The organism is Mesorhizobium japonicum MAFF 303099, assembly GCF_000009625.1.
GTDB lineage: Bacteria > Pseudomonadota > Alphaproteobacteria > Rhizobiales > Rhizobiaceae > Mesorhizobium > Mesorhizobium japonicum.
Map to the genome: position 1 here is coordinate 5,201,639 of NC_002678.2, position 25,754 is coordinate 5,227,392.

Consider the following 25,754-nt stretch of genomic DNA (forward strand, 5'->3'; position numbering starts at 1 on the left):
AAACCTCCCACGAACAGCTGCAGCGGGGTGGTCAAGTCGGCCGGGACATAAGCCACTCCTACAATCACGCCCGAGAGGATCTAATGGAGGCTAGGAGAAGCAGAGATCGCACCGGCCGTTGAGGTCTCGGCCATGGCAGTAACGCTTCCTCTCCCGAATTCCGTTCACGGCCTTGCTGTTTCCAATTCCCTGGCCGTCGACGTAGCTGCTTAGTGAAACTTTCAAAATCCACGTCTGCCGGGTGGCGCGATGCAAGCATCGCACCACCCGCTGCGGCATCGATCTGTCGAGCGTCGGCATCGCGACCTCGGTTCGGTGTCTGAAGCAAGCGCAGCATCAGCACGGCTAATTCGGCCATGGAACAATGTCTTCTACAAAAACGACGTCCCCCAACATAGCCATTAGCATCGCGTGCTCACTCGCCTTGGGGTTCTGTGCGGCAAGTCTGTACGCAACCTTCCGCCACGGGGGTAGCGGCGAGGCTCTGATGGCGTTTGATGTCCGTGCCTTTTGGTTTGAGACGCCCTTCTATTTGGGTATTTGTTCAGCAGCGCCTGCACGCCGTCGGCGCTCAGCTTGCCGCCGTGCGTGTTCGGAAAGAGAGCCGTTGCGCCCCGCTTCCTGGGCTCGTTGAGCCAGCCCCGAAGGGCTTGCTGTGCAACCTTGGTGAGCGGCGTACTTCGCTCGTTGCGGCCCTTGCCAACGCATCGCACGTGGGCACCGTGCCCCAGCATCACCGAGTCCCGGTCGAGATCGATGATCTCCGAGACCCGCAACCCCGTTTGCGCGGCCAGCAACAGCAGAGTGTGATCACGCCGTCCCAGCCATGTGCTGCGATCCGGACAGGCCAGGATCGCTTCAATCTCGGGCCTGGTGAGAAACTGAAGCTGTCGCTTGTCGCATCGCTTGCTCGGGATCGCGAGCACGCGTTGAATCTGGGCGCTATGGGCCGGCTCCTCGAACGACGCATATCTGAAGAAAGACCGAATGGCCGTGAGGCGGAGGTTCCGGGTCCTCACTGAGGCGGATCGCAGTGTCTCAAGGTCCTCCAGGAATGCACCGATGAAAGGCGCGTCCAAATCCCGCAGTGTCAACTGCGACGGAGACCTGCCAAGGCGTGTCTGCGCGAATGCAAACAGGAGCCGGAAGGTGTCGCGATAGGAGGCGATGGTGTTGGAGCTTACGCCTCGATGTCGCATGAGCCGATCGGTGAACCACCGCTCGATCAGCACGGCCAGATCGTTCGAGGCACTCATGAGCGAACCTCCCACCGCTCATCCAGCAGTCGCGCGGCATGGGTCATTAGCTCCGGCGCGGCGGATAGATACCAGTAGGTGTCGCGAACATTGGCGTGGCCGAGAAAGGTCGAGAGGACCGGCAGTTCCCGCTCGACATCTTCGCCCGCACGCAGTTGCACTGGGCATGCCCTGTGCTCGGCTATTCGAGCTTCTCCAATGCCTGCCTAATGTCATCTCCGGCGTCCTCCGGCAACGGCAAAATAGGGCGCGGTGGCTGGACGTGCGCCAGACCGAGGTAGTCGGCGATGACGAACATAACGCGGAAGCTGCCGTAGTGTTTGAACAAGGTCCAGAGCGGCCCGAAAGCGCGGTTCAACCGAGTGGACTCCACCGCGTCGCCGGACTGCGCTGCACGCGTCAGCGCAAGCGCCGGGACCGGCAGCAGACCTGCCGCAACGCTGTACCAGGTGTCACATCCGGCAAGCAGGGCATCCGCCGCGCCCCAATCGCCGCTGTATCCGATTGTGAACGTGTCAGGCGTCATCGACCGCAAACGTGCCAGTTCCCCCGCGTAATCGTCATTCGCCGCCAGAGGCATTTTCACCGCGACGATGTTGGACACCTCTGACAGCCGGGCGATCAATGCGTCGCTGAATGTGAAGCGCGTGGTGCTTGGATTGTTATATATGCACAAAGGCAATTCCCCCGCCTCGGCCACCGCGACGAAGTGCTGGAAGACTTCGTCCTCGTTCAGGGGAACGTAGGACATCGGTGCCAGGAGCAGGCCGTCAGCGCCAGCGGATTTGGCATCGCGCGCCAGAGCCTGAGCTTCATTGGTACGCAATGCACCCACACCCACGACAAGAGGCGTTTTGCCGCCGATGCATTCCACGGCAGCCTGAACGGCACGCTTGCGTTCTTCCCTGGTGAGGTAAGCATAACCGCCCGTGCTCCCCAGAAGGCCGATGGAGTCCGCTCCGGCGCGTTGAATACGCTCGAGAAAACGAGCCAGACCCTCGGTGTCGACATGCCCTTCCGCATCGGTTGGCGTAAGGGGGAACGCCGACAGGCCGCGAAACAAAGTCATCATCCATTCCTTTCGAAACTACATACGGGAAAGCAGCATACGCAGCCCGGCGAACGCGAAGAACATCGCCAACAGACTTTCGATCCAGCGGCGGCAGCGGCGATATAGAGCCACCATAGGCGGTGTGGAGAAGACAATGGCGTAGCCGCAGAATATCGTGACACTTAGGATGGCGCAGCCACCCAATATCGCTGCGATGCTTTGCCACGATGAATTCGGACCGATCCCCAGCGTGACGAGCGCGATCCATGCCAGCACGGATTTTGGGTTCGCCAAATGCATCAAGAGGCCCTTCCTATAGAGCTCACCCCGCGAAAGAGCGACTTGGTCGGTCGATGCGCGCACCGCCAGCTTCTCGTTCGACGTAAGCGCCGACCGTCCCGCCCTGAAGGCGAGGAATAGCAGGTAAAGCCCCCCGAAAACCTGCAGAACGAGCAGTGCCTGGGCGTACCTGGCCAACAGGGCGGAGATGCCGGTGGAGGCCATAAAACCCCAAAAGATCGAGCCGCTGACGACGCCGGAGGCGAGCATGAGCGCAGCACCTCTGCCGCGCGCCATCGCAACCCCCATAATGCGCATGTTGCTCGGGCCGGGGCTCCCCGCGGCAATGACATATGCAGCAAAGACGATGAGCAACTGATGGAGATCGACATTCATTCTCTCAGCCCTTGATAATCTCGATCGGATCGATCGCGCCGGATGCCCCGGGCGGCCATGGATCCACTCGCTCGACCGGAAACCTCATCCGGCGATGGCAATTTCTTGGCTCGCGATTTTGCAGCCAGGCATCAAGGCATTCAGCCCTCCGACCATGGCATCCGTCGCCTCTGCCAATGCATCGTCCGGCATGGTCTCCAACGCCTCCAGTACGAACCACATCCGGCCTGTTAGGGTCTTCAGGCGGGTTCGAGTGCCCTGTCGCCAGTTCCAGCGTCGGCAGGTGACGCCAATGTCGTCGCGCCAGATGACCTCACCGGGCAAGGGAGGATCGTTGACCGCCTCTCCATTCACCATGGTGTCGAACGTCTCACTCCCGTCAGCGACCGTCAGGTGGGGTCTTCCGACATAGGCGTCAAAATTCTCTCCACCCACCGGGACTGCGTATTTCAGGCTGATGGCGTTGTAGAGATCGACGATCGGGTTGATCGTCGAAAGAGTGCCGTCTTTCAGAACCCGCTTTCTGAGGGCCTGGGCTGAGCACGGCGTACGGTTAGGCTTCGCGCCAAAGACGGCGTAGGCGTCGGACCAACTCGCCAGATGAGCTTCTGCCCAAGCCGGGCCATCCGCCAACGCGCAATCGCAGGCTTCACCAAGCAATCGGGGATCGAAACGTCCTTCTTCAGCTGAAGTGGCATCGACGTAGACGCTCACGGCTCTAAATCCCGATGCAATACTCTTAATTCGAGCGTCGATGATGGGACCCTCAAACATCCAGGCAACTCCATCAGTTCGAGCGCAAGCAATCCATGACCGGCGCGACCAGTCACGATCGCTTCCCTGACTGCAAGCCAATATTGCAGTTCACTGGTCCAAACTAAACTGCCACTTTTGGAGATTTTAATTGGTCCAGTATGAGGAGGGTTCTCGCAGCACGGGAGCGACGCGTCGAATTTATCAATCCCTGATCAAGCAGATCCAGGCCGGAGCGTACGGGTGTCGGTGACGCCACCCAGTTCTCCGCAAGCAAGCGGCCCACAAGTTCCCCATGATCCGGTCATGCTGTTGTGAACCCTAGAGCAGGATGATTTTAGGTTGAACAAATCCGGCGTTTTCGAAGTAGTTGTTGCATTCGGTTGCGGTGAGGCCATCGAGGATTTCGCCGATCGCGCTGCAGACAGTATCGACGGTTCGGCGCGCCGCCTTTCTGAGCCAGTGCTTGAGCTTGGCAAAGCTTGCTCGATCGGGTTCAGATCGGGCGAATATTTCGGCAGGAGCAGGAGTCTGGCACCGACGCCGCGAATGGCGCGGCGCATTGCCTTGCCCTTGTGCGAGCCGAGATTGTCCATGATCACGATGTCACCGGGTTTAAGGGTCGGAACCAGAACCTGCTCGACATAGAGCCGGAACCGCTCGCCGTTGATCGGTCCGTCGATCAGCCATGGCGCGTCCAGGCGATCATGGCGCAGTGCCGCCAGGAGTCATGGTCTGCCAGTGGCCGTGCGGGACCTCGGCATAGAGCCGCTCCCCGACCGGCGCCCAGCCGCGCAACGGCGCCGATGAACACCAGGCGTGAAGGATCGATCGCTGCGCGATACTTCAACCATTGCTGACGCCGGCGCGCGATGTCGGGACGCCTCTGTTCGGCCGCGACCAGCGTCTTTTTTTATAACTAAGCTTCTCCTCGCGAACGAAGGCCCAGACCGAGCGATAGTCCACCTTCAGGCCGCGTTCGGCCAGTTCCGCGACCAGCCCACGCAAGGTGAAGGCCTCATTGCGGCAGCGCTCAACCAACCAGTCGCGGTGGGCGCCGCGGATCTTCTTGGGCTTGTGTCCACCGATCTGGCCGGGGCTGACGCTGCCTGTTTCTCGAAAGCGCCCCACCCATCTGATTACCGAGCTGATGCCGACATCATAACGCGCCGCTGCTTGCCGGCGCGAAAGCCCCTCCTGCTCAACCGAAGCGACAACCCGGTCCCGAAGATCGTTTGAATATGGCTTGCCCATCCATGCCGGCCTCCTTCTCCCAGCCAGCATCTTGAATCTGATTTGCAGACCCTTGGGAATCCCCTTCGATTCAATCCAAATTCATCCCGCTCTAGGGCATTATGGTCGATGCCAGCGCCACCAGGGTGCCGTCGTACTGTTCGAAACCCCCCGATTGTTACCGCGGTTTTGCTTGACGCGCGCGATGACCTTAGCTGAGGCCTAGGATGAAGCGCCGATTGGAGGGACGGATCGACCGCGCGTTAGATGCGTAAAGCGTCGTAAACCGCTTGATGTCTGCGGTGTCGACCTCGACCGGTTCCATTGCAACCATCCACTCCACGTTTTCGGTGCAGGGCGGAGTCGTTAATGATCCCTCATAGGTCCAATAGCCGAGCGAGGCCGGCAAAAGCCCGTTGGGATCGAACTCGTCAACTGCCATCTCCTCGCCGGGCCGGGCCGGAAAGACCTTGGCGAGACCGGCAAAGCTGTTATTTGTCGCGCCAGGCATAAGAAGGGCGCTCAGCACACCCAGAGTATCGCTCTTTGTGTCTTTATGGACAAAATGCGCTTCCATCGGGAAGCTCATGCCCGCCACGTGATGCTCGCTCGGCGCGTGGAAATGCAACTGTGCCAGTTGGTAGACGCGATCCCCGCGGGTCAAGGTGCTGCCTTCCGGCATGTTGATTTGAATGGTGTGGCCGTTGTTCACCATCCTGCCGCCGCCCTTGAGCCAACTGATGTCGATGCGCGGTATATCCGCCTTTACTGTGCCGGCGATGTCGATGGGTGACTGCTGCCTGCCCGCCGAACAGGCGAAATTTCTCGTGTCCAGATCGGCCCAATGCTCCGGCCCGACCGAGCCGCCATATCCCCAATGGGCGCTGGCCGCACGCGCGGTCTGGGCGCAGATCGGGCACACGCCCAGCGCGATGAATGCTCTAATCAGGTTACGACGATGCATATTGCCTCGCTCCTTGATGCGAACCTTATGTCCTTGCTTCCAATTGGTGCAGTCAAGGCACAGCCGCAAGGGCGGGCGTAGGTTGAGCCGCGCCACCAGCGTACACGCCAGCCAGTCCTCGTCGAACTGGTAAACTGGAAGAAGCGTCGCCGCCGGCGATCGTTGGAGGCTACGCTCGCCGGTCCGTGGAAATGGCTGGCGACGTGGCTCAGATTCACCGTGCCGCCGCTGATCAGGCCAACAACCAGCACAGCCGGCGTCGCCGGTCCGGCTGTTACTCGGCGGTATGTGGCGCGTAACGTTGAAGCGGGAGTGTCGGGCAGGCAGTGCATTGCAAAGGATCCCCTCTTTGGCGAGACGAATTCCTCCATTCCAACTGATTCCCGACCTCTCCGCCACCCACTGTGTAGCCTGCCCGCCACGCTCCCAAGACCATAAAGGCATGGATAAAACTCGCGAATACGCCTTGGAAAGCAGGTCTCAAAGGGCAAGGGGACCTTCCATCTGGAAAATGCCAAGCAAAGCTCGCGTTCGGACGATCCATGCGGTTGCCAGGCTGGCTGCCTCCGGTCAGGCGAGATCCGGATCCTTCCGCGAGGATAGCTGTAAACGTCCACAGGCTGCATCGCTGTGCGCTTTGCCCTTCGATGGCGGGAACACAACCCGCACGGAGGCGACGAATGATTCAGCTGATCACACCTGGCCTCTACAGCGAATTCGCAGGCGAGCTCAAAGAGATGCACGGGCTCAGATATCGGGTTTTCAAGGAGAGGCTCGATTGGGAAGTTCAGACCGGAGGCGAAATGGAAACAGACACCTTTGACGACTTGAAGCCTGTCTATCTGCTGCTCAAGGGATCCGATTGGCGAATTCGTGGCTGCGTGCGCCTCTTGCCAACCACTGGGCCGACCATGTTGCGCGACACATTCCCGGCGCTGCTGGGTGAAGCTGTGGCGCCCGCGAGTCCCGACATATGGGAAAGCAGCCGTTTCGCGCTCGATTTGCCCCCATCAACGCCCAAGGCGGCAGGCGGCCTTGCCCAAGCAACCTACGAGCTCTTCGCCGGCATGATCGAATTCGGCTTGGCCAACAATCTCACCCGGATCGTGACGGTGACCGATACGCGTATGGAACGGATCCTTCGCCTCGCAACGTGGCCATTGTCGCGCATCGGAAAGCCGCAGCCCGTCGGCAAAACGGAGGCGGTGGCCGGGTTTCTCGAGATCTCTCACGCCAGCCTGTTGCGCATCCGCTGGAGGGGACGTCTGAATGGGCCGGTACTGTGGCGACCGATTCTCGGCCTGCCGCACGGCCCATGCGGTAGCTAAGACGTGGTGCGTGGCCCCAGGGATCGGAAGAGAGGGTTTGCTTCTCGTCGCCGAAAGGAGTCATTGCGTCCGGCCTGGAGAAGCAAACCGAGGAATGATGCATGAAGCAGCGTCCGCACAATTGAACGGCGAGATCAAAGAGTGCGCTGGGGCTACCCATTCGCACTCGGCCCAAGTATTCCCCGTCTCCTCCGGCCGGCTTGCATGCTATTAACGCAGGTGAGGGCGCCGGCCATGATATGCGCAGCCCGTTGAAGGCGGAAGCGTACGCCCCGGTTCACATCACCCGCATTGGACTGAGATTTAGTTCATCCATGGCGTGGATGATGGCTATCCCAACAATCAATTTTACCGAACTGACTGGATTCCATTAGAAGACTCTAACTGAGCGCATGCCGGGCGGCGTCCCTCGTCTGCGTCGGCTAAGGCTGCCGGGAAGACTTCGGAGAAGAACATGTGCGGAATTGTTGGCATCGTTGGGCAACAGCCGGTGTCGGAACGCCTGGTCGACGCATTGAAGCGTCTGGAATACCGCGGCTATGATTCGGCCGGCATTGCGACGATCACCGATGGCACCTTGCACCGCCGGCGCGCGGAGGGCAAGCTCGTCAATCTCGAGAGGAGACTCAAGGAAGAGCCGCTGGGTGGTACCATCGGCATCGCCCACACCCGCTGGGCAACCCATGGGCCACCGACGGAACGCAATGCACACCCGCACTTCACGGATGGTGTGGCCGTCGTCCATAACGGCATCATCGAGAATTTCGCCGAACTGAAGGACGAATTGGCGGCGACGGGAGCCGAGTTCCAGACCGACACCGACACTGAGGTCCTTGCGCATCTCTTGGCAAGGCACCGCCGGGAGGGCATGAGGCGTGGTGAGGCGGTGCATGCCATGCTGAAAAGCGTCAGGGGTGCCTACGCGCTTGCCATCCTCTTTGAGGATGATCCGTCGACCATCATCGCGGCGCGCAATGGACCACCGCTGGCGATCGGTCACGGCGACGGCGAGATGTTCCTGGGCTCCGACGCGATCGCGCTTGCTCCATTCACGAATGAAATCACCTATCTCATCGACGGTGACTGGGCCGTTGTCGGCAGGACGGGCGCTGATATATTTGATTACGACGGCCACCCCGTCGCGCGTCCGCGCCAGACCTCCGTGGCCGTGGCCACTCTGGCCAACAAGGGCAGCCATCGCCACTTCATGGAGAAGGAAATCCTCGAGCAGCCCGAGGTCATCGCCGATGCGCTCGGTCATTATATCAATTTCATCGAAAATGGTGCCGATGCGGTTTCTGGCATCGACTTCGCCAAGATCCCGAGCTTGGCGATCTCTGCCTGCGGCACCGCATATCTCGCCGGGCTGATCGGAAAATACTGGTTCGAGCGCTATGCGCGCCTGCCGGTCGAAATAGATGTTGCATCCGAATTCCGCTATCGCGAGATTCCATTGTCGCCGCAGTCTGCGGCTCTGTTCATTTCACAGTCGGGCGAAACCGCCGATACGCTGGCATCGCTGAGGTACTGCAAGCAGCTTGGGCTGAAAATTGGCGCTGTCGTCAATGCGCGCGAATCGACCATCGCTCGGGAGGCCGATGTGGTCTTCCCGATCCTTGCCGGCCCAGAGATCGGCGTCGCCTCCACCAAGGCCTTCACCTGCCAGCTAGCCGCTCTTGCCGCACTCGCCATCCACGCAGCCAAGGCCCGCGGAACCGTGACCGAAGATGAGGTGCAGGCGCTCGTCGAGAGCCTCGCCGAAATGCCGCGCCTCATGAGGCAGGTACTGGACAGCATCCAGCCGGAGATTGAGCTTCTGTCGCGCGAACTGTCAAAGTGTCATCATGTCCTTTATCTCGGCCGTGGCACAAATTTCCCGCTGGCGATGGAGGGGGCGCTGAAGCTCAAGGAGATTTCCTACATCCACGCCGAAGGCTATGCGGCGGGTGAATTGAAGCACGGTCCTATCGCATTGATAGACGAGAACATGCCAGTGATCGTCATCGCGCCACATGATCGCTTTTTCGACAAGACCCTCTCCAACATGCAGGAAGTGGCCGCCCGCGGAGGGCGCATTATCCTCATCACCGATGGAAAAGGGGCAGCCGCATCGAAACTCGATACGATGCACACGATCGTGCTGCCGGCCACCGACGAGATTATCGCGCCGATGATCTTCTCGCTGCCGATACAGCTTCTTGCGTACCACACGGCGCTCTTCATGGGCACAGATCTCGACCAGCCACGCAACCTGGCAAAATCAGTCACCGTCGAATGATGTGACGCCTTCATTAGTCGCAACGCTCGCCCATTCGGAAAAAACTCCAAGCACTTCAACCGGGGCTCAAGCGCGCCGCTACCGCCTTGCCGTTATTTGCTGGAGCATGCCGTTTAGCGACGATTGGTTATCCCTTTGGCCTCCCCTCACGCTGCTTGGCTGTGCCTACTGGCAAACCCGGTCGAGAAAAGCATCGAATACGCAGCAATAGCGCTAACCACAAAGCGATCCTCCTGCCGCATGCGGATAAAACCCTTCGCTGTCCCTATTTCGTCCTCGCTCGATGATTGCGGCTCGCCGCGGTCTTCGTCGGTGAGACGGTTGCCCTTTGACTTTGCCAGGCGGCCAGCTGCGATGTGCGGGCTGTAGGAATCCCGTGTAACCTCGTTCTGGATCTAACGCTCACCGATAGGCCCGGCCAGTCGCAAGAGGACCGGGCGATGATCGGACACTTCCAGGAACCGCTCGATGGTTCGGTCGAGCGCGAGGATCATGAAATCGTGGCCGCACGGCAGGAGATTGGGCGAGATAAAGACATGGTCGATCAGCGACTTGAAGGGCGCCTTGACGCAGGTGATTTGCTTGTCCGAAGCATCCTGCGCGGCGAGCGCGGTCAGGCCGGCGGCGGTCAGCGCGGTCTCCGGAAGCCAAGGTTGCATTGAGTCGCCGCCGATTCAGTCGTTATCGAAGCTGGGACACTAGGCGAGTTCGGCGATTGCTTCGGCGATCACGCGCCCACCCATCTGCCGGCGGCCTCCACCGTGTCGCCGGACTGCGCCGCACGCGTCAGCGCAAGTGCCGGGACCGCCAGCAAACCTGCCGCAACGCTTTGCCAGCTGTCACATCCCGGCAGGCGGGGCATCGGCCGCGCCCTAATCGCAGCTGTATCCGATTGCAAACGTGCCAGCGCTTATCTGCCGCAGGCGTGGCAGGTCCCCCGCATAATCGTCATTCGCCGCCTGAGGCACCGAGATGAAGCTCTTCCTCCCGTTAGAATGAACGTTCGAAACGGAGGATGCCGCCGACACTGCTCTTTTTGTTGGCATTCGCCCAGCTAATGGAAGGGTCGACCTTGCCGACGGCGAAGTCGCCGTAGCGGTCATAGTCGAGTTCGGCTGTAATTGTGAAATCTGCAAGAAACGTATAGGCGACGTTTGCAGCGACACCATAGTTCCTGAGCTGATCACCCGAGAGCTGAAGATTCAACGAAGTTGTCTCATTGAGCTTGTAAGTGGCGCCGGCCCAGAAAGCCCAGTTACCGCCCCAACTTTTGTAGAACCCGCGACCATGAGCGTCGATTGCGTTAGTGACGTCATCGTTGAGCTTGCCGCTGGAGCCGTAGCCGAACATTCCGAATAGCGAGAGTTGGTCGGTAACATCGACGTCGATGCGGACCTTGCCCGCGACCGATTCGTAGTTGCTATCATAAGCGACAACGCCGGTGATCGCGCCCCAGTGTTGTGTGTATTTCACTCCGCCGACTAGGTGCGGAACGTAGCTGTCGATGGTGCCGACCAGGCCCGAGCCTTCTTCGAGTGAAACCACAGCCGAAAAGCCGTTACCGGCGTCAAAGTAGTACTGAACCACATTAGTATCGAAGGCGCCGTACGGGATAAGCATCTGATTGAGCACGTCGCCCGCGTAGCCAATAAACATGTCGAAGGCGGACCAGTCCTTGCCAACTCGGAGGCCACCAAGCTGAACCCAGGCGAAAGTCAACGTGATGCCTTGGCTGAAGGCATGGTATCGAGGACTGTCCGAACCGGAATAGGCGGTGTGCTTGCCGTAGTTCATGCGGGTCTCGATGTAGGTCTGCAATGTACCGAGTTCGGTCTCTTGCCCGGTCCAAGTTTTGAATGTGAAGCGCGTGTGGTTTTGCCATATGCCCTGGGCCTCGCCAGTCTTCACATCCGTGGTTCTAGCTTGGTCATACGACACGACATCGCCGAGGCCGATGTCGTAACGGACATAGCCGCCGATGCGCAGGCAGGTCTCGGTGCCGGGGATGTAGTAGTAACCAGCGCCGTAAACGCCGCAGATCTTGACGTATTCAACGGGCTCAGGCTCGGCCAGGACGATGGCGTCGGCGGCTCGGGCACAGGAAACGGCGATCAGGGCCGCAGCTGAGCCGAGCAGGAGGCTCGTGATGTTCATTCTTGATCTCCGTTCAAATATTAAAGAAGGGGACGTCAACGAACGAGCCAGCCCCTTCCTGTCCCCACAATCGAAAACGATGCACATCGCGCTGCGCCCATCGCAGTATGACGCACGGGTCATAATAATGATTCAACAACAGAGGCGATGAAGCTGAATCATACTTTAACACGATAAGATGTTGTTCTCATATCACCTGCTTGAAATGCCCGGGGGAGGAATCAAACACTTCTGGGTCGATCGCCATGATTATCTCCGATAGCTGCGGGCGTACCGGCTTCAGAAAATCACCCCGCAAGCGACGTGCCAACCTCACGACCAAGCTACGATTGACACTCAAGTTTGCCGTCGGACCTTGGCTTGCGTTTCCTTTTTTGCTCTGAGGGTCAAGCTGAGCACGAAAAGCAAATGTTTCGGACATGGTTCGTCTGTTCGCTTCGCGACAGTATCGTTCAATGGCGATAGCTTTTGTTTGTTTTGAGCCTCGACATTGTTGACATCATGCGAGTGCACCGCTCGGTACGTCAGCCGAGATGCCCCACTGATGCCGACATGCCTAGGCGTAAGCGTCCTCGTTAGGGCGAAGGGCCACACCTCGGCGGTGGCGAGGTGCACCAGCTTTCCAGCTAGTCCGGACAAAGTGGTTCCGAAAGGCGGGAAGGTCGAGACGAGCCGTTGTAAGCCCCTCTCTGAATCGGAAGCCGTGCACGGGCCATTTTTGTTTTTACGGAAGCACATGCGAATTCGCTCGATTGTCAGTTGCGAGCGATGCTTGAGTTGCGCTTCACTCCGGCGCTTTGCCGGGCCACAGGAGCGCGATTTGTCGGTGATCATGCGCCTGGCGTAGCGCATTGGTTCATCAAGCTTGCAGCCTTGGCAGGGGCGGACCTGGACGGTCTCCTCGAGCACAATTCCCGCTCTGACAGACGGTGCGCCACGGCCAAAGCCTCGTGCCGGCAATTAATACGACGAACTCATCGAGATGCCAGGTATCGCTACGTGACGCCGTCTTACGCACCAGCCGGCGAGCAAAAGTCTGGTCCCAACGCCGAATCGACTGGTCGGATGCGGCAAGCTGCGTTCCATCGGACGCGGAAGGGAGGGGATAGGATAGGATAGGATAGGATAGGATAGGATAGGATAGGATAGGATAGGATAGTAACACCAAACGGTGGGCGGGAAAGTCTCGACGGGAAACCCATGGCGCTTGTCCCTGACCAGCGCGTGCTCATACCATCGCTGTCCAGCCAAGGCTGAATGGGGCTATCGCTGCGAAATAATCGGGCCCAAAGCGGACCGGACTGATATAGCGCAAAGACACAGGAGAGCGCAGTGGTAAGGATGGAAGGCAACAACATGGGACGGTAACTGTTGCAGACCACAAAACATCGCGAAGCCCGCCTGCCTTGGTACACCATCTATCCGACTGTCGCGGAGTTCTCTGGGGCGGTCGGCGCCGACGCTTATGAGGAATGGCTCAGGAACCTACCGGCTAACGATCCGGCGTCACTCTACTTGCACGTTCCGTTCTGCCGATCAAAGTGCTGGTATTGCGGCTTCCCCACCACCATCACCCGCCATGATGCGCCGATCGTTAATTATCTGGCGGCGCTGCGTGACGAGATACGTTTGGTCTCGGAGCACGCGCCGCAGGCGCTGCCCGTGAGCGATGTGCATTTCGGCGGCGGAACGCCAACTCTCATGGGGCCAGTTGAATTCCTCGCCCTGACGGAATTCCTGCGCCGCCACTTTGCGCTTGCGGAAACAGCTACGATCGCCGTCGAGATCGATCCACGCACGTTCACGGCCGATATGGCCGAAGCCTTGCAAGCAGCCGGCGTGAACCGCGCGAGCCTCGGCGTGCAGAGCTTCGATCCCATTGTTCAAAAAGCGATTAACCGGGTCCAGAGTGAGGCGCAGACGGCGGCTGCCGTCGAAATGCTGCGTCGGCATGGAGTGACAAGCATCAACTTCGACCTCATCTTTGGTCTCCCGCATCAAACGGTGCAGTCTTGCGTCGAGACCACGAGGGCGGCGGTCGCCATGCGCCCCAACCGGCTTGCGGTGTTCGGCTACTCGCACATTCCGTCCTTTATTAAGAATCAGCGCCTCATCGAGGAGGCATCGCTTCCGGGCAGCGCTGCCCGCGCCGAACAGGATGCGGCCATTGCCGTGACGCTGATTGCCGCCGGCTACCGAGAGATCGGGCTCGACCATTTCGCCTTGCCGGACGACGATCTCGCGCTGGCACAGAAAACCGGTCGCCTGCGGCGCAACTCGCTGGGCTACTCGGCCGACACCTGCAAAACCCTGATCGGTTTCGGCGCGTCGGCTATCGGGCGTGTCGGCGAGGGCTACGTCCAGAACGAGGTTACACGGGATTCCTACTGCCGGCACATCGCAGCTGGCCGTCTGGCGACGTCAAAGGGCTACCGTCTCACCGACGAAGACCGCGCGCGAGCCGCAATCATCGAGCGACTAATGTGCGATCTCGAGGCCGATGTGCCGGCAATCTGTGCCGCCCACGGATCTGATCCGATCCATTTTCTCGATTCAGCTGAACGCTTGGCGATGCTTGCCAAGGACGGGATTGTGGACATCGAAAAGGGTTTTGTCCGCGTACGGCGGCAGCATCGCTTTGCGATGCGCGTTGTCGCTGCCGCATTCGACGCTTTTCTCGACCGGGTTGCCCGCTGAGTCAGCCAACCAAGTGTGAGGAGGCCAAGGCGACGCCGAAGCGAAATTTGACGCCCATGCGGTTTCCTTTCTTCGAGGTCAGGATTTCACAGCCTTCGCCGGCGTAGCAGGCCTCAAGCGGCTTCCCGCCCTCGAAGAAAGCCACGGTGTCGCCATCGATCGTGATCCGCTCGAATTGGTGCGATAGCCGATCTCGTAGTAGGCACGTACTCATCTGCGCTCTGGTCGCCGCTCTCCGCCTTATAAGCCATGACTGGATCGAGCGTTCCATCGTCATTCGACAGGGCGCGCTGCTTGATCTGGTCGTCCTCAAATGTAGATCGGCTGGACCGCGGGATCGTGGCTATATGCGTGATCTTTCTCAGCTGCTTGATCGTGGATATTGCCGCTCCCGCCGACGGCCACGATGTGGAAGGGCTTGCCCTCCACGGCGATCTCGCCGTTCCTGGTGAACGATCCCGCCGACACGATATAGGGCTTGAGGGTCGGTCACGACGATGTTGTCCCCTGCCGCGGCGATGCACGGCCGTGCCCGTCCATCGAATAGAGGTCGTGAGCTTGAGCGAGTTGGCGATCTTGCCAGCCACGAAGCTTGGCGTTCTGGTGACGCTCAACAAGGCGACCGCAGCAATGGAACGTGCTGCCAGAGAAGCCGAATCCGTTGAGGCGGGCGGCAAGCTGCGGCCGCGCGTGCAAATCTGTAGGGTCAGGGAACTATTGAAGGGCAGAAAGCCCACGCTTCCACCTGTCTATGACATTATCTCTGCCGCTGCCGCCCGGCAGGTGGCCGCCGCGGTTGCCAACGCGACAGGAAATACGGGACCCGCCGTCCTTCAAATATTCCATCGCCGGCAGCGGACAGAAAGCCACGAACGATCAGTCGCCGACACCTGTGAACAAGCCGTGTGCGACATTGCAATCATCCATTTATTGGCTCAACTGCCCACATGGCCGTGAATGAACTGGATTTGTTGGTTTTCCAGATGGCAGTGGAAAGCGTCCGCTCACTCTGCTTGAGCTTCAATGACAAAGCGGCGGAGATAGCCGCGAGGAGCCGCGGAAACCTGCTTTTCGATGTGCGGATCGATGATGACGCCGAGGTCCAACGGCTCGCAGCCATCCGATATCGAGGTGGGCAGATTGGTGTGGTGACGTTGGACAGACAAGGCCTTATTAGCCGCTACTGCGTCGTCGACGGTACCTTCTCCCGCTTCATTGCACCGTTGGAGAATTGGACCAACATGCCGGTGTCAATGCAGGCCAAAATCGATGTCACTCACCATGCCGGCCTCTTCCTAGGCGCGTTGCGAAATGCCGGTCATATGCTTCGCAACTAGGGCGGAACGCGTCTGTGGATCTTTGCACCCGCCTGGGCGTTTGAGCAGGCGGCTCATCGAGGTTCTGCAGCGCGCGGATGTGCCACGGCCGGGGTGATAGCCGCCTCTGCCCAACAGATCGCCGGCGAGGGCTTGTCGGACAATGAATGTCGTCAATTCACAGTCCGAGAAATGGTGTCTGGCTCACAAGAAGCACAGCGAATTGAGACTGAAACGCAGTCCAGCTGGGAAACCCAGCGCGAAGGCCGGAAGGTAACTTATCTGCGATAGAGGCAACGGGAAGGCGCCTTCCACTTATAAGGCAGCGCCCAATATGTCGGTACTCGCCTGAGGAATTCCCATGGCGGGCAGGGCTACCTCGCGATCCGATCTCGATAGGCTTGTTGTACCTCAGACCGGACTCGATGTTACGAATTTCCTCAGCGGCTTGCCCGCATGCCACCGCCAGCTCCCCGACCACGTGCTCACGATAGGCACGAACGATATGAGTCCCCTCCGACATAGCAGTCCACGGGAATGCGCGAATATTGATACACCTCGAAAGAGAGCAACGGCGCGCCAAACAGCCCCTCATCGCACCAAGTCGTACATAGGGCGCATTCCTGTTCCGGCCGTCCCGGGCGATGCTCGATCCATCTCTCCAGAACAGCGGAGCAAGCCAGTGACGCCCACGAAGCTTCTGATTGGGCAGATCGCCATTGTGTTCGCCATCGTTCTCCTCGGCGTGTGGGCTGCCACGCAATGGTGCGCTCATATGCTAGCCTTTCAGGAACAACTCGGCGCGCCATGGTTTGTCGCGGCTGGCTGGCCGATCTACGAGCCGTGGAAACTGTTGGAATGGTGGTTCCAATTCGATGCCTATGCGCCCGAGGTATTCGACAAGGCGGGCATGCTTGCGGGCACCAGTGGATTCATGGGCTGTGCCGCTGCGATCGCTGGTTCCCTCTGGCGCGCGCGCCAGCGCGGCTTGGTCACCACCTATGGCTCCTCTCGATGGGCGGCGACGCGGGAGATCGAGAAAGCAGGGCTGTTTCAGCCGGCAGGCGTCTTCCTCGGCAAACTGAAGGACCGGTATCTGCGTCATGACGGGCCTGAGCACGTCATGGCCTTTGCGCCGACACGTTCCGGCAAGGGCGTCGGACTGGTTGTCCCAACCCTTCTCTCCTGGTCCGGCTCGGCCGTCATTCACGACATCAAAGGCGAGAACTGGCAGCTGAGCTCCGGCTGGCGGTCGAGGTTCTCGCATTGCCTTTTATTCAATCCGACTGATCCGCGATCGGCCCGCTACAACCCGCTGCTGGAGGTACGCAAAGGTTCGGACGAGATTCGCGATGTCCAAAACATCGCCGACATTCTAGTCGATCCGGAAGGCGCGCTGGAGCGGCGGAATCATTGGGAGAAGACCAGTCATTCACTCCTGGTCGGCGCTATCTTACACGTCCTCTACGCCGAAGAGGAAAAGACTCTTGCCCGCGTCGCCACCTTTCTGTCGGACCCGCAACGCTCGTTTGCCGCGACTTTGCGGCGAATGATGACGACCAACCATCTCGGCGCGGCCAATAAGCCTCAGGTCCATCCCGTCGTGGCCTCGGCGGCACGAGAGGTGTTGAACAAATCGGAGAACGAACGTTCAGGCGTCCTCTCGACCGCCATGTCTTTTCTCGGCCTCTACCGTGATCCGACCGTGGCGGCGGTAACATCGGACTGCGACTGGCGCATTGCCGATCTGATGGATGCGGAGTGGCCGATGTCGCTCTATCTGGTCGTGCCGCCATCGGACATCTCGCGCACCAAGCCCTTGGTGCGACTGATCCTGAACCAGATCGGCAGGCGGCTGACGGAGCGCCTCGAGGGTGACCCAAAGAAGAGCCGCAAGCATCAACTGCTCATGATGCTGGATGAGTTTCCGGCGCTCGGTCGCCTCGACTTCTTTGAGACCGCGCTCGCGTTTATGGCCGGTTACGGAATTCGTGCCTACTTGATCGCGCAATCGTTGAACCAGATCTCCAAAGCGTATGGCGACAACAACGCCATTCTGGACAACTGCCATTTGCGAATTGCCTTTTCCTCCAATGATGAGCGCACGGCCAAGCGAATCTCGGACGCGCTTGGCACGGCCACGGAACTCAGATCCATGCGCAACTATGCGGGCCACCGGCTGGCACCTTGGCTCTCGCATGTCATGGTGAGCCGCCAGGAAACCGCCCGCCCGCTGCTGACACCGGGCGAGGTGATGCAATTGCCGCCCGCGGACGAACTGGTGCTGGTTTCGGGATTGCCCCCCATCCGGGCCAAAAAGCTGCGATACTATGAGGATCACAATTTCACCGAGCGGGTGCTACCTTCGCCGGTGTTGCGCGACGGACCCTACGCGGACTGCCCGATGTCGCGGCCGGACGATTGGACTGGGCAAGTACGCGGCGTCGACCGTCGTCTTGCGTCCGACGATGAAAGCGCTGGCGCCGCGCTTGCGGACGAGGGAGGTGTTCAGCAGCAGCGCCATCCTGGCCTACCCGAAGAACATACCGCCGTCACCCAGGAACCGGACCAGGACGATCTGTCCAGACCCGCAGACGATGATAGCGAGGCGATGGCGGACAAGCGCGTCATGGACCGGATCTCCACCGTCGCAGGTGCCTATGGCATCAACGAGGGAAGGGGCGATGATAAGGATATCGTCCCCGGCTTCTGAACGCTTTCCGCAGCTCGGGCGTATCTCAGCGTAGATAACGGCCGTAAGCAATTTTGGGCATCTCGATAATGCTTGTTCCGCCGCCGGCCCGCCAGCGCCGGCCAGTTGGAACAAGCGCATGAAGCCCCACCGCATTCGTCACCAGTTTCTGCTCGAACCGGAATTGAGCGAGAAGCTGGACAACCTCAGCCGCGATCCCTCGACCACAAAATCCGCGGTCGTCGCGAAGGCCGTAGAAGCTTTCATCGAGCGGCGTGGCGAGAATGAACTCGATCGGCGCTATGGCATGAGGCTGGACCGTCTTTCCCGCGAGCTCGGTCACGTCAGGCGCGATGTCGACATGACATTGGAAAGCTTGGCGCTCTTCATCCGCTTTTCGATCACGCTTCATGCCCACACGCCTGTTCCGGACAAGGCGACGCAGGCGATTGCCCAGGAGCGTTTCGACAAATTCGTCGAGCAGGTCGGTCGCCAGATCGCATCGGGGAAACGCTCGCTTGGCAAAGACAATGGCGGAGGAGGGGAAGGATGAGCGCTCATCCAGAGGCCGACCACCGACGCCGCGCCATGCTGCGCACCGCCATGGGTCCGACGATCACTGAGGCGCTGGCCGATCCATTGGTCATCGAGGTGATGGTCAATCCCGATGGTGCGCTGCGGCTCGACCGGCTGGGAGAAGGCCGAATCGATACGGCCGTGCATATGCATCCTTCCGAGGCGGAACGCATCATCCGCCTGGTCGCTTCCCACGTGCGTGCCGAGGCGCATGCGGACAATCCGATTGTCAGCGCCGAATTGCCATCGGGCGAACGCTTCGAGGGACTGCTGCCGCCTGTCGTGCTGGCGCCTTGCTTTGCCATCCGCAAACCAGCCGCAAAGCTCTACACGCTGGCCAACTATGTTGCGGATCGCATCATGTTGCCGCTGCAGGCCGATGCGTTGATAAAGGCAGTCCGAGAACGGCGCAACATCCTTGTCGCCGGAGGCACGTCGTCGGGTAAGACGACGCTTGCCAATGCGCTGCTGGCCGAAGTCGCCGAATGCGACGAGCGAGTGATCCTCATCGAGGACACCCGCGAACTGCAATGCGCAGCAAAGGACTGCGTTGCCCTGAGAACCAGGCGGGGCTCGGTCACACTCGCCGATCTCGTGCGCTCGACGCTCCGGCTCCGTCCCGACCGCATCATCGTCGGTGAAGTCAGGGGCGCGGAAGCGCTGGACATGCTCAAGGCATGGAACACCGGGCACCCCGGCGGCATCGCCACGGTTCATGCCAATTCGGCGCGCTCTGCCCTCTATCGCATCGAGCAGCTTGCACAGGAAGCTGTCGTCACCGTGCCGCGCCGCCTCATCGCCGATGCCATCGATCTCATCGTCTTCATCGCGGGGCGCGGCTCGTCGCGCCGCATCGATGCAATCGCTGAGGTCACAGGTCTCGACGGCAGCGGCGACTACGCCGTCTCCCCACTCACGCCTCCGCAACTCCAGCAACTCTGAAAGGCCCCCTTATGCGCAAGAAGCTCCGCTTTCTTTCGTTTGCCGCGCTCGCGTTTCTTCTCACAGTTCCGGCGCACGCTGCCGGCTCCGGCATGCCTTGGGAACAGCCGCTGCAGCAGATCCTGGAATCGGTGCAGGGACCGGTCGCCAAAATCGTCGCGGTGATCATCATCATCACCACCGGCCTGACCCTTGCCTTCGGCGATACTGCAGGCGGTTTCCGCCGGCTGATTCAGATCGTCTTCGGCCTGTCGATCGCCTTCGCCGCATCGAGCTTCTTCCTCTCGTTCTTCTCCTTCGGCGGCGGGGCGCTCGTCTGATGACCGCCGGAGTGCAACATATCGAGGGCTTCGAGGTTCCCGTTCACCGGGCATTGACTGAACCGATCCTGCTGGGCGGCGCGCCGCGGGCGGTGGCGATCCTCAACGGCACGGTGGCTGCTGCCATCGGACTAGGCTTGCAGCAATGGATTGCCGGGCTAGTGCTCTGGCTTGGCGGCCACACGCTCGCGGTCTTTGCCGCAAGGCGCGATCCCGACTTTGCCAGCGTGCTTGTCCGTCACCTTCGCCTGAGGGGATGGCTCGCATGCTGAACCTTTCGGAATATCGCGGCAAGGCCGACCGGCTTGCCGACCATCTGCCCTGGGCAGCACTGGTGGCGCCCGGCATCGTGCTCAACAAGGACGGCAGCGTTCAGCGGACTCTTCGATTTCGCGGGCCCGATCTGGAAAGCTCGACCGAAGCCGAACTCCTCGGCATCTGCGCCCGGGCCAACAATGCGCTTAGACGCCTTGGCTCCGGCTGGACATTGTTTTTCGAGGCCGAGCGCATCGAAGCGCTGGGCTATCCGTCCTCGCGTTTCCCGGACGCGGCGTCATGGCTGGTTGATGAAGAACGGCGTGCTGCCTTCGAAGGCAAGGTCGCGCATTTCGAGAGCCGCTGTCACCTGACCTTGCTGTCCATGCCGCCACCGGACGCCCAGGCGCGGGCGGAAAGCGCGCTCGTCGACTCGCATCATTCAGAAGGCGAAAGAGACTGGCGCCAGGAGATGGCGCGGTTCCGTGACGAGACCGACCGTGTGCTGGATCTTCTGTCGGGCTTCATGCCCGAAGTGCGTCCGCTCGATGACGCCGAGACGCTGACATACCTGCACGACACGATCTCGACCCGCCGCCATCCGGTCGCCGTGCCGGAAACGCCAATGTATCTGGACGGCATCCTGGTCGATGTGCCGCTTACCGGCGGCTTGGAGCCGATGCTCGGTGAGCAACATCTTCGCACCCTTACCATCCTCGGCTTTCCGAACCTCACCCGGCCCGGAATCCTCGATGCCCTCAATCATCAGGATTTCGCCTATCGCTGGATGACGCGCTTCATTCCGCTCGACAAGACCGAGGCCACCAAGACGCTGACCCGCTTGCGCCGGCAGTGGTTTGCCAAGCGCAAATCGATCGTCGCAATCCTGCGCGAGGTTGTAAGCAACGAACCCGTTCCGCTCGTCGACAGCGACGCCGACAATAAGGCGCTCGACGCCGATGAAGCACTTCAGGCGTTGGGCGGCGATCATGTCGGCTTCGGGTATCTCACTGCAACGGTGACGGTATGGGACGAGGATCGCCAAGCCGCCGCTGAGAAACTTCGCGCGGTCGAGCGCATCATCAATGGGCTCGGGTTCACCACCATCCGCGAAAGCGTCAATGCGGTCGAAGCCTGGCTCGGCTCGCTGCCGGGTCATGTCTATGCCAACGTTCGTCAGCCGCTCGTTCACACGCTGAACCTTGCCCATCTCATGCCGCTTTCCTCGGTGTGGGCCGGTCCTGCGGCGAACGAGCATCTGGCTGAAGTCACTGGACGAGAGGCCCCGCCGCTCCTCATCGCCGAAACCAGCGGGTCGACTCCGTTCCGGCTTTCTTCCCATGTCGAAGATGTCGGCCACATGCTGATCGTTGGACCGACCGGCGCCGGAAAATCGGTGCTGCTTGCCCTGATCGCCCTGCAGTTTCGTCGCTATGCCGGCGCGCAGGTCTATGTCTTCGACAAAGGCAATTCGGCGCGCGCGGCAACGCTCGCCATGGGTGGAGAGCATCATGTCTTGGGTTCGGACGGTGCGCTTGCCTTCCAGCCACTGCGCAATATCGGTGATCAGGGTAGGCGCAGCTGGGCAGCTGAATGGATCGCCGGCCTGATTGCCCATGAGAACGTCACCCTCACGCCGGAGGTGAAGGAGGCGATCTGGTCGGCGCTCAACAGCCTCGCCACCGCGCCGGCGCAGGAGCGCACGCTGACCGGTCTGTCGGTCCTGCTTCAGTCCAATGCACTGAAGTCCGCCTTAATGCCCTACACGCTCGACGGTCCCTTCGGCCGATTGCTCGATGCCGACGACGATCGGCTGGCCTTGTCGGATGTGCAGTGCTTCGAGACCGAGGAGCTGATGCATAGCCAAAGCGCTGTGCTGCCTGTGCTCACCTATCTCTTCCATCGCCTTGAGGAGCGGTTCGACGGGCGACCGACGCTGCTCATGCTCGATGAGGCCTGGGTCTATCTCGACAATCCGCTTTTTGCTGCCCGCATCCGCGAATGGCTGAAGGTGCTGCGAAAGAAGAACGTATCGGTGATCTTCGCCACGCAGTCGCTTGCCGACATCGCCGGCTCTGCAATAGCGCCGGCGATCATCGAGAGCTGCCCACAGCGCATTTTTCTCCCCAATGATCGTGCCGTGGAACCGCAGGCACGGACTGCCTACGAGCGCTTCGGTCTCAACGACCGGCAGATTGAACTGATCGCCCGGGCCACGCCGAAGCGGCACTACTATTTGCAGTCGCGCTGCGGCAACCGTCTCTTCGAGCTCGGGCTCGGCCCCATCGCGCTTGCACTTTGCGGCGCCTCGGGTCCAGCCGCGCAAAGCCTGATCGACAGGGTCCTGTCCAAGCACGGGCAGGACAGCTTTGTCTTTCGCTTCCTCGGCGCCCGCGGCCTGGATTGGGCGGCCGAGCTTCTCCAGCAATTCCCTCAACCAACCAAGGAGCAATCGCCATGATGCGGCGCCGCTTTCTCTCGGGCCTGATCACCCTTTCGTTGATCGCCAAGCCGATGGCCGACTACGTGCAGCCGGCCTACGCGCTCATCGTGTTCGATCCGTCGAACTACGCACAGAACGTGCTCACGGCGGCGCGCTCGCTGGAGCAGATCAACAACCAGATCCAGTCGCTCCAGAACCAGGCGACCGTGCTGCAGAACATGGCACGCAATCTTCAGGGTCTGGATTTTTCTTCCGTGGGTCAGCTTACCGGCTCGCTCCAACGGATCGACGGTCTGATGGACCAGGCGAGTGGCCTGAGCTTTGATCTCAACAAGCTTCAGGACCAGTGGCGTAATCAATATCCGGAAAGCTACGACGCCACGATCAAGGTCAGCGATGTGGCGAGCGCCGCACGTGACCGCTGGCAAAGCGCAATGCAGGCATTCCGTCAGACCATGGGTGTTCAGTCGCAGATCGTCGAGAATGTTCGCGGTGATGGTGACCTGCTTGCCGATCTCGTCAACCGCAGCCAAGGCGCGGCCGGTGCGCTTCAGGCAAGTCAGGCCACTAACCAGCTCCTTGCGCTTTCGACCAAGCAGCAGATGCAGATCCAGACGCTGCTCGCAACGCAGTTCCGCGCTGAGGCCGAGGATGCGGCGCGCAAGGCGCAGTCCGAGGAGGCCGCGCGCGAGACGACAAAGCGCTTCCTCGGCACAGGCAGGGCCTATCCCGGCAACTGATCACCAATCTCTTGACGACGAGGAAGGCGGCATGAACGACCTTGGGGTCATTGATCGCTTCATGGAGACCTTCATCCGCTACATCGATAGCGGGTTCGGTCTGCTCTCGGGCGATGTCGCCTTCCTTACCACGACCCTGATTGGCATCGACGTCACACTTGCCGGCCTCGCCTGGGCATTCGGCGGCGAACCCAACATATTCGGCCGGCTCATCCGCAAAGTGCTCTATGTCGGCGTCTTTGCCTTCATCTTGAATAACTTCAAGAACCTCGCCGACATCATCTATCGGTCTTTTGCCGGTCTCGGCATCAATGCGTCATCCGGCAACCTATCTGCCGACAATCTCCTGCATCCGGGCCGCATTGCCGCAACCGGTTTCGAGGGCGCCTGGCCGCTTCTCGATCAGGCAAGCCAGCTTCTCGGCTTCCCAGAATTCTTCGGCAACGCGCTCACCATCTTCGTGCTGCTCGTGGCCTGGTTCCTGGTCATCATCGCCTTCTTCATCCTCTCCATCCAACTCTTCATCACCATCCTCGAATTCAAACTCACCACTCTGGCCGGATTCATTCTTGTGCCCTTCGCGCTTTGGAACCGGTCAGCGTTTCTCGCCGAGCGCGTGCTCGGCAATGTCATCTCGTCGGGCATCAAGGTGATGGTGTTGGCCGTCATCATCGGCATCGGCTCCACGCTCTTTGGCGAGTTCGCTTCCGCGCTGCAAGGCAAGGAGCCGGATCTGGCCGCCGCCATGTCACAGGTCCTGGGCGCCTTGGCGCTCCTTGGTCTCGGCATTTTCGGACCTGGGATAGCCTCCGGTCTTGTCTCGGGCGCGCCGCAGCTTGGCGCGGGCGCCGCACTTGGAACCACGGCAGCCGCAGCCGGTGCATCGCTCGTTGCCGCAGGCGCAGCATTTGCCGGCGCGCGCACGGCAACCGGCAGCGGTCTCACCGCACTCCGTGCCGGCACGACCATGGGGTCAGCGGCTTCTACGGCCTGGCAGATCGGGCGCGCAACATCGCCCGAGTCCGGCCTGTCCGGTGTAGCTGCTGGAATGCATGGTGTGACCAGCGCCGCCGCCGGCGCCGCAATGCGGGCGGCACGATCTGCCGCAGGAGGCTTCGGGCGCAGCGTTGATGCCGGGCGCGAAGCTGCCTGGACCGCGACCGGTGGTGCGCCGACCGCATCCATGACCGGAAGCCCTACTGGTCCGGTCGCCGATGCCGCGCCCGGCTGGGCCAGGCGCCTGCGTTCCGAACAGACAGCCCGTGCCCACCGTCACACCGCCATGCAGGCCGTCCGTGAAGGCGACAGGCCGGGAGGCAGCGCCAATCCCTCTCTCAACGACAAGGACGACTAAATGCTATTCAAGCGACCCATTCAACGTTACGGCAAGACGCCCGAGCCGGTCACGCCGTATCAGAAGGCCGCGCAGCTCTGGGACGAGCGCATAGGCTCATCTCGAGTGCAGGCCCGCAACTGGCGGTTCATGGCTCTTGGCTGTCTGACCTTGGCGGCCGGACTTTCCGGCGGACTCGTGTGGCAGTCGATGCAGAGCCGCGTCGTGCCTTACGTCGTCGAGGTCGACGGCTTCGGCGAGGCACGCGCCGTTGCGCCGGCAATCCGGGACTACGAGCCCTCCGATGCCCAGATCGCGTGGCATCTCGGCCGCTTCATTCAGAATGTCCGTTCCGTTTCCACCGATCCGGTGCTGGTGCGGCAGAACTGGCTTTCGGCCTATGACTTCGCCACCGACCGCGCGGCGCTCTTTCTCAACGAGTACGCCAAGGCGAACGATCCTTTCGGCCAGATCGGCACACGCAGCGTGTCGGTGCAAGTGACCAGCGTGGTCAGGGCTTCCGACAGCTCGTTCCAGGTCAAATGGGCCGAGCAGGTTTTTGAGCGCGGCAGCCTTGCCAGCACGACGCGCTGGACCGCGATCCTCACCATCGTGATCCGCCCGCCAAGTAATACTGACCAACTGCGCAACAACCCGCTCGGCGTCTTCATCAATGCGATCGACTGGTCGCGCGAGCTCGACAGTGCTGCGCCGACGTCCGTTTCCCCAAAAGGAGTCCACCAATGAA

The 25,754-nt window shown here is 60.7% G+C and carries 22 protein-coding genes and 2 pseudogenes; 14 read left to right on the top strand and 10 right to left on the bottom strand.

Going from position 1 to position 25,754, the window contains the following annotated elements; translation table 11 throughout:
• Positions 1–401: 401 nt before the first annotated feature.
• The 7 genes and pseudogenes from MAFF_RS26030 to MAFF_RS26060 form a co-directional block, all read right to left on the bottom strand.
• Positions 402–1,256 carry a tyrosine-type recombinase/integrase gene (locus MAFF_RS26030; protein WP_010914000.1) on the bottom strand — a complete coding sequence of 285 codons (855 nt, stop codon included), beginning with the start codon at positions 1,254–1,256 and terminating at the stop codon, positions 402–404.
• A pseudogene (locus tag MAFF_RS38310) lies at positions 1,253–1,408 on the bottom strand (tyrosine-type recombinase/integrase); the annotation flags it as partial. The gene MAFF_RS26030 and the pseudogene MAFF_RS38310, both read right to left, overlap by 4 nt.
• A 29-nt stretch (positions 1,409–1,437) precedes the next feature.
• Complete coding sequence (locus MAFF_RS26035) at positions 1,438–2,325, bottom strand: dihydrodipicolinate synthase family protein (protein ID WP_044551355.1); 888 nt, start codon at positions 2,323–2,325, stop codon at positions 1,438–1,440.
• A gap of 18 nt (positions 2,326–2,343) precedes the next feature.
• Positions 2,344–2,982, bottom strand: coding sequence for a LysE family translocator (locus tag MAFF_RS26040; RefSeq protein WP_010914002.1), 639 nt, complete (start codon positions 2,980–2,982; stop codon positions 2,344–2,346).
• 84 nt (positions 2,983–3,066) lie between these two features.
• Positions 3,067–3,756: a B3/B4 domain-containing protein gene (locus MAFF_RS26045; RefSeq protein ID WP_010914003.1), complete on the bottom strand. Its 690-nt coding sequence runs from the start codon at positions 3,754–3,756 to the stop codon at positions 3,067–3,069.
• A 300-nt stretch (positions 3,757–4,056) separates the two neighbouring features.
• A pseudogene (locus MAFF_RS38315) lies at positions 4,057–4,989 on the bottom strand (IS630 family transposase).
• A gap of 190 nt (positions 4,990–5,179) precedes the next feature.
• Positions 5,180–5,932: a carbonic anhydrase gene (locus tag MAFF_RS26060; RefSeq protein WP_010914007.1), complete on the bottom strand. Its 753-nt coding sequence runs from the start codon at positions 5,930–5,932 to the stop codon at positions 5,180–5,182.
• Positions 5,933–6,612: 680 nt separating this feature from the next.
• Between MAFF_RS26060 and MAFF_RS26065 the strand changes: the two genes are divergently transcribed.
• Both MAFF_RS26065 and glmS read left to right on the top strand, forming a co-directional pair.
• Positions 6,613–7,260, top strand: a complete 648-nt coding sequence (locus MAFF_RS26065) for an acyl-homoserine-lactone synthase (RefSeq protein ID WP_044549225.1) — start codon at positions 6,613–6,615, stop codon at positions 7,258–7,260.
• Positions 7,261–7,714: 454 nt separating this feature from the next.
• On the top strand, positions 7,715–9,538 hold the full coding sequence (gene glmS, locus MAFF_RS26070) for a glutamine--fructose-6-phosphate transaminase (isomerizing) (protein ID WP_010914009.1): 1,824 nt from the start codon (positions 7,715–7,717) through the stop codon (positions 9,536–9,538).
• Between the two features lie 395 nt (positions 9,539–9,933).
• Here the strand turns inward: glmS and MAFF_RS39360 are convergent, their stop codons facing one another.
• On the bottom strand, positions 9,934–10,197 hold the full coding sequence (locus MAFF_RS39360; RefSeq protein ID WP_044549227.1) for a hypothetical protein: 264 nt from the start codon (positions 10,195–10,197) through the stop codon (positions 9,934–9,936).
• A gap of 331 nt (positions 10,198–10,528) precedes the next feature.
• Complete coding sequence (locus tag MAFF_RS26080; protein ID WP_044549229.1) at positions 10,529–11,692, bottom strand: porin; 1,164 nt, start codon at positions 11,690–11,692, stop codon at positions 10,529–10,531.
• 1,371 nt (positions 11,693–13,063) lie between these two features.
• Here MAFF_RS26080 and hemN point away from each other — a divergent pair.
• Complete coding sequence (gene hemN / locus MAFF_RS26085) at positions 13,064–14,389, top strand: oxygen-independent coproporphyrinogen III oxidase (protein WP_010914012.1); 1,326 nt, start codon at positions 13,064–13,066, stop codon at positions 14,387–14,389.
• A 1-nt stretch (position 14,390) separates the two neighbouring features.
• On the opposite strand, the gene MAFF_RS40885 is transcribed toward hemN, so the two are convergent.
• The gene (locus MAFF_RS40885; protein WP_010914013.1) at positions 14,391–14,666 is read right to left on the bottom strand and encodes a ZinT/AdcA family metal-binding protein; all 276 of its coding nucleotides are present in this window, start codon (positions 14,664–14,666) and stop codon (positions 14,391–14,393) included.
• A 281-nt stretch (positions 14,667–14,947) separates the two neighbouring features.
• Here MAFF_RS40885 and MAFF_RS40890 point away from each other — a divergent pair, with 281 nt between their 5' ends.
• From MAFF_RS40890 to trbF, 11 genes are all read left to right on the top strand, one after another.
• A complete protein-coding gene (locus MAFF_RS40890) occupies positions 14,948–15,346 on the top strand; it encodes a hypothetical protein (protein ID WP_006329204.1) in 399 nt (132 codons plus the stop codon).
• On the top strand, positions 15,337–15,726 hold the full coding sequence (locus tag MAFF_RS26100; protein ID WP_027033449.1) for a hypothetical protein: 390 nt from the start codon (positions 15,337–15,339) through the stop codon (positions 15,724–15,726). The genes MAFF_RS40890 and MAFF_RS26100 overlap by 10 nt, the downstream gene beginning before the upstream one ends.
• Before the next feature lie 661 nt (positions 15,727–16,387).
• Positions 16,388–18,418 carry a conjugal transfer protein TraG gene (locus MAFF_RS26105; RefSeq protein ID WP_006329207.1) on the top strand — a complete coding sequence of 677 codons (2,031 nt, stop codon included), beginning with the start codon at positions 16,388–16,390 and terminating at the stop codon, positions 18,416–18,418.
• A 118-nt stretch (positions 18,419–18,536) separates the two neighbouring features.
• Entirely contained in the window at positions 18,537–18,950 is a 414-nt protein-coding gene (locus MAFF_RS26110; RefSeq protein WP_044549235.1) for a CopG family transcriptional regulator, read from the top strand.
• Positions 18,947–19,915 (top strand): P-type conjugative transfer ATPase TrbB, encoded by a 969-nt coding sequence (trbB, locus tag MAFF_RS26115; RefSeq protein ID WP_010914019.1) that lies wholly within the window; start codon positions 18,947–18,949, stop codon positions 19,913–19,915. The genes MAFF_RS26110 and trbB overlap by 4 nt, the downstream gene beginning before the upstream one ends.
• 11 nt (positions 19,916–19,926) lie before the next feature.
• Positions 19,927–20,235 carry a TrbC/VirB2 family protein gene (locus tag MAFF_RS26120; RefSeq protein WP_010914020.1) on the top strand — a complete coding sequence of 103 codons (309 nt, stop codon included), beginning with the start codon at positions 19,927–19,929 and terminating at the stop codon, positions 20,233–20,235.
• The gene (locus MAFF_RS26125; RefSeq protein ID WP_027033451.1) at positions 20,235–20,507 is read left to right on the top strand and encodes a VirB3 family type IV secretion system protein; all 273 of its coding nucleotides are present in this window, start codon (positions 20,235–20,237) and stop codon (positions 20,505–20,507) included. The genes MAFF_RS26120 and MAFF_RS26125 overlap by 1 nt, the downstream gene beginning before the upstream one ends.
• On the top strand, positions 20,501–22,951 hold the full coding sequence (trbE, locus tag MAFF_RS26130; RefSeq protein ID WP_010914021.1) for a conjugal transfer protein TrbE: 2,451 nt from the start codon (positions 20,501–20,503) through the stop codon (positions 22,949–22,951). The genes MAFF_RS26125 and trbE overlap by 7 nt, the downstream gene beginning before the upstream one ends.
• Positions 22,948–23,673, top strand: a complete 726-nt coding sequence (gene trbJ / locus MAFF_RS26135; protein WP_006329222.1) for a P-type conjugative transfer protein TrbJ — start codon at positions 22,948–22,950, stop codon at positions 23,671–23,673. Before trbE ends, trbJ begins: the two co-directional genes overlap by 4 nt.
• Positions 23,674–23,704: 31 nt before the next feature.
• Entirely contained in the window at positions 23,705–25,027 is a 1,323-nt protein-coding gene (gene trbL, locus MAFF_RS26140; protein ID WP_010914022.1) for a P-type conjugative transfer protein TrbL, read from the top strand.
• On the top strand, positions 25,028–25,753 hold the full coding sequence (gene trbF / locus MAFF_RS26145) for a conjugal transfer protein TrbF (protein ID WP_010914023.1): 726 nt from the start codon (positions 25,028–25,030) through the stop codon (positions 25,751–25,753). It abuts the gene before it with no gap.
• Position 25,754: the final 1 nt, after the last annotated feature.

What these genes read in the sequence shown, in the direction of transcription:
- MAFF_RS26030 (WP_010914000.1), bottom strand. Translation starts at nt 1,256, where the DNA reads ATGAGTGCCTCGAACGATCTGGCCGTGCTGATCGAGCGGTGGTTCACC.
- MAFF_RS26035 (WP_044551355.1), bottom strand. Translation starts at nt 2,325, where the DNA reads ATGACTTTGTTTCGCGGCCTGTCGGCGTTCCCCCTTACGCCAACCGAT.
- MAFF_RS26040 (WP_010914002.1), bottom strand. Translation starts at nt 2,982, where the DNA reads ATGAATGTCGATCTCCATCAGTTGCTCATCGTCTTTGCTGCATATGTC.
- MAFF_RS26045 (WP_010914003.1), bottom strand. Translation starts at nt 3,756, where the DNA reads ATGTTTGAGGGTCCCATCATCGACGCTCGAATTAAGAGTATTGCATCG.
- MAFF_RS26060 (WP_010914007.1), bottom strand. Translation starts at nt 5,932, where the DNA reads ATGCATCGTCGTAACCTGATTAGAGCATTCATCGCGCTGGGCGTGTGC.
- MAFF_RS26065 (WP_044549225.1), top strand. Translation starts at nt 6,613, where the DNA reads ATGATTCAGCTGATCACACCTGGCCTCTACAGCGAATTCGCAGGCGAG.
- glmS (WP_010914009.1), top strand. Translation starts at nt 7,715, where the DNA reads ATGTGCGGAATTGTTGGCATCGTTGGGCAACAGCCGGTGTCGGAACGC.
- MAFF_RS39360 (WP_044549227.1), bottom strand. Translation starts at nt 10,197, where the DNA reads ATGCAACCTTGGCTTCCGGAGACCGCGCTGACCGCCGCCGGCCTGACC.
- MAFF_RS26080 (WP_044549229.1), bottom strand. Translation starts at nt 11,692, where the DNA reads ATGAACATCACGAGCCTCCTGCTCGGCTCAGCTGCGGCCCTGATCGCC.
- MAFF_RS40885 (WP_010914013.1), bottom strand. Translation starts at nt 14,666, where the DNA reads ATGACGATGGAACGCTCGATCCAGTCATGGCTTATAAGGCGGAGAGCG.
- MAFF_RS26100 (WP_027033449.1), top strand. Translation starts at nt 15,337, where the DNA reads ATGGCCGTGAATGAACTGGATTTGTTGGTTTTCCAGATGGCAGTGGAA.
- MAFF_RS26110 (WP_044549235.1), top strand. Translation starts at nt 18,537, where the DNA reads ATGAAGCCCCACCGCATTCGTCACCAGTTTCTGCTCGAACCGGAATTG.
- trbB (WP_010914019.1), top strand. Translation starts at nt 18,947, where the DNA reads ATGAGCGCTCATCCAGAGGCCGACCACCGACGCCGCGCCATGCTGCGC.
- MAFF_RS26120 (WP_010914020.1), top strand. Translation starts at nt 19,927, where the DNA reads ATGCGCAAGAAGCTCCGCTTTCTTTCGTTTGCCGCGCTCGCGTTTCTT.
- MAFF_RS26125 (WP_027033451.1), top strand. Translation starts at nt 20,235, where the DNA reads ATGACCGCCGGAGTGCAACATATCGAGGGCTTCGAGGTTCCCGTTCAC.
- trbE (WP_010914021.1), top strand. Translation starts at nt 20,501, where the DNA reads ATGCTGAACCTTTCGGAATATCGCGGCAAGGCCGACCGGCTTGCCGAC.
- trbJ (WP_006329222.1), top strand. Translation starts at nt 22,948, where the DNA reads ATGATGCGGCGCCGCTTTCTCTCGGGCCTGATCACCCTTTCGTTGATC.
- trbL (WP_010914022.1), top strand. Translation starts at nt 23,705, where the DNA reads ATGAACGACCTTGGGGTCATTGATCGCTTCATGGAGACCTTCATCCGC.
- trbF (WP_010914023.1), top strand. Translation starts at nt 25,028, where the DNA reads ATGCTATTCAAGCGACCCATTCAACGTTACGGCAAGACGCCCGAGCCG.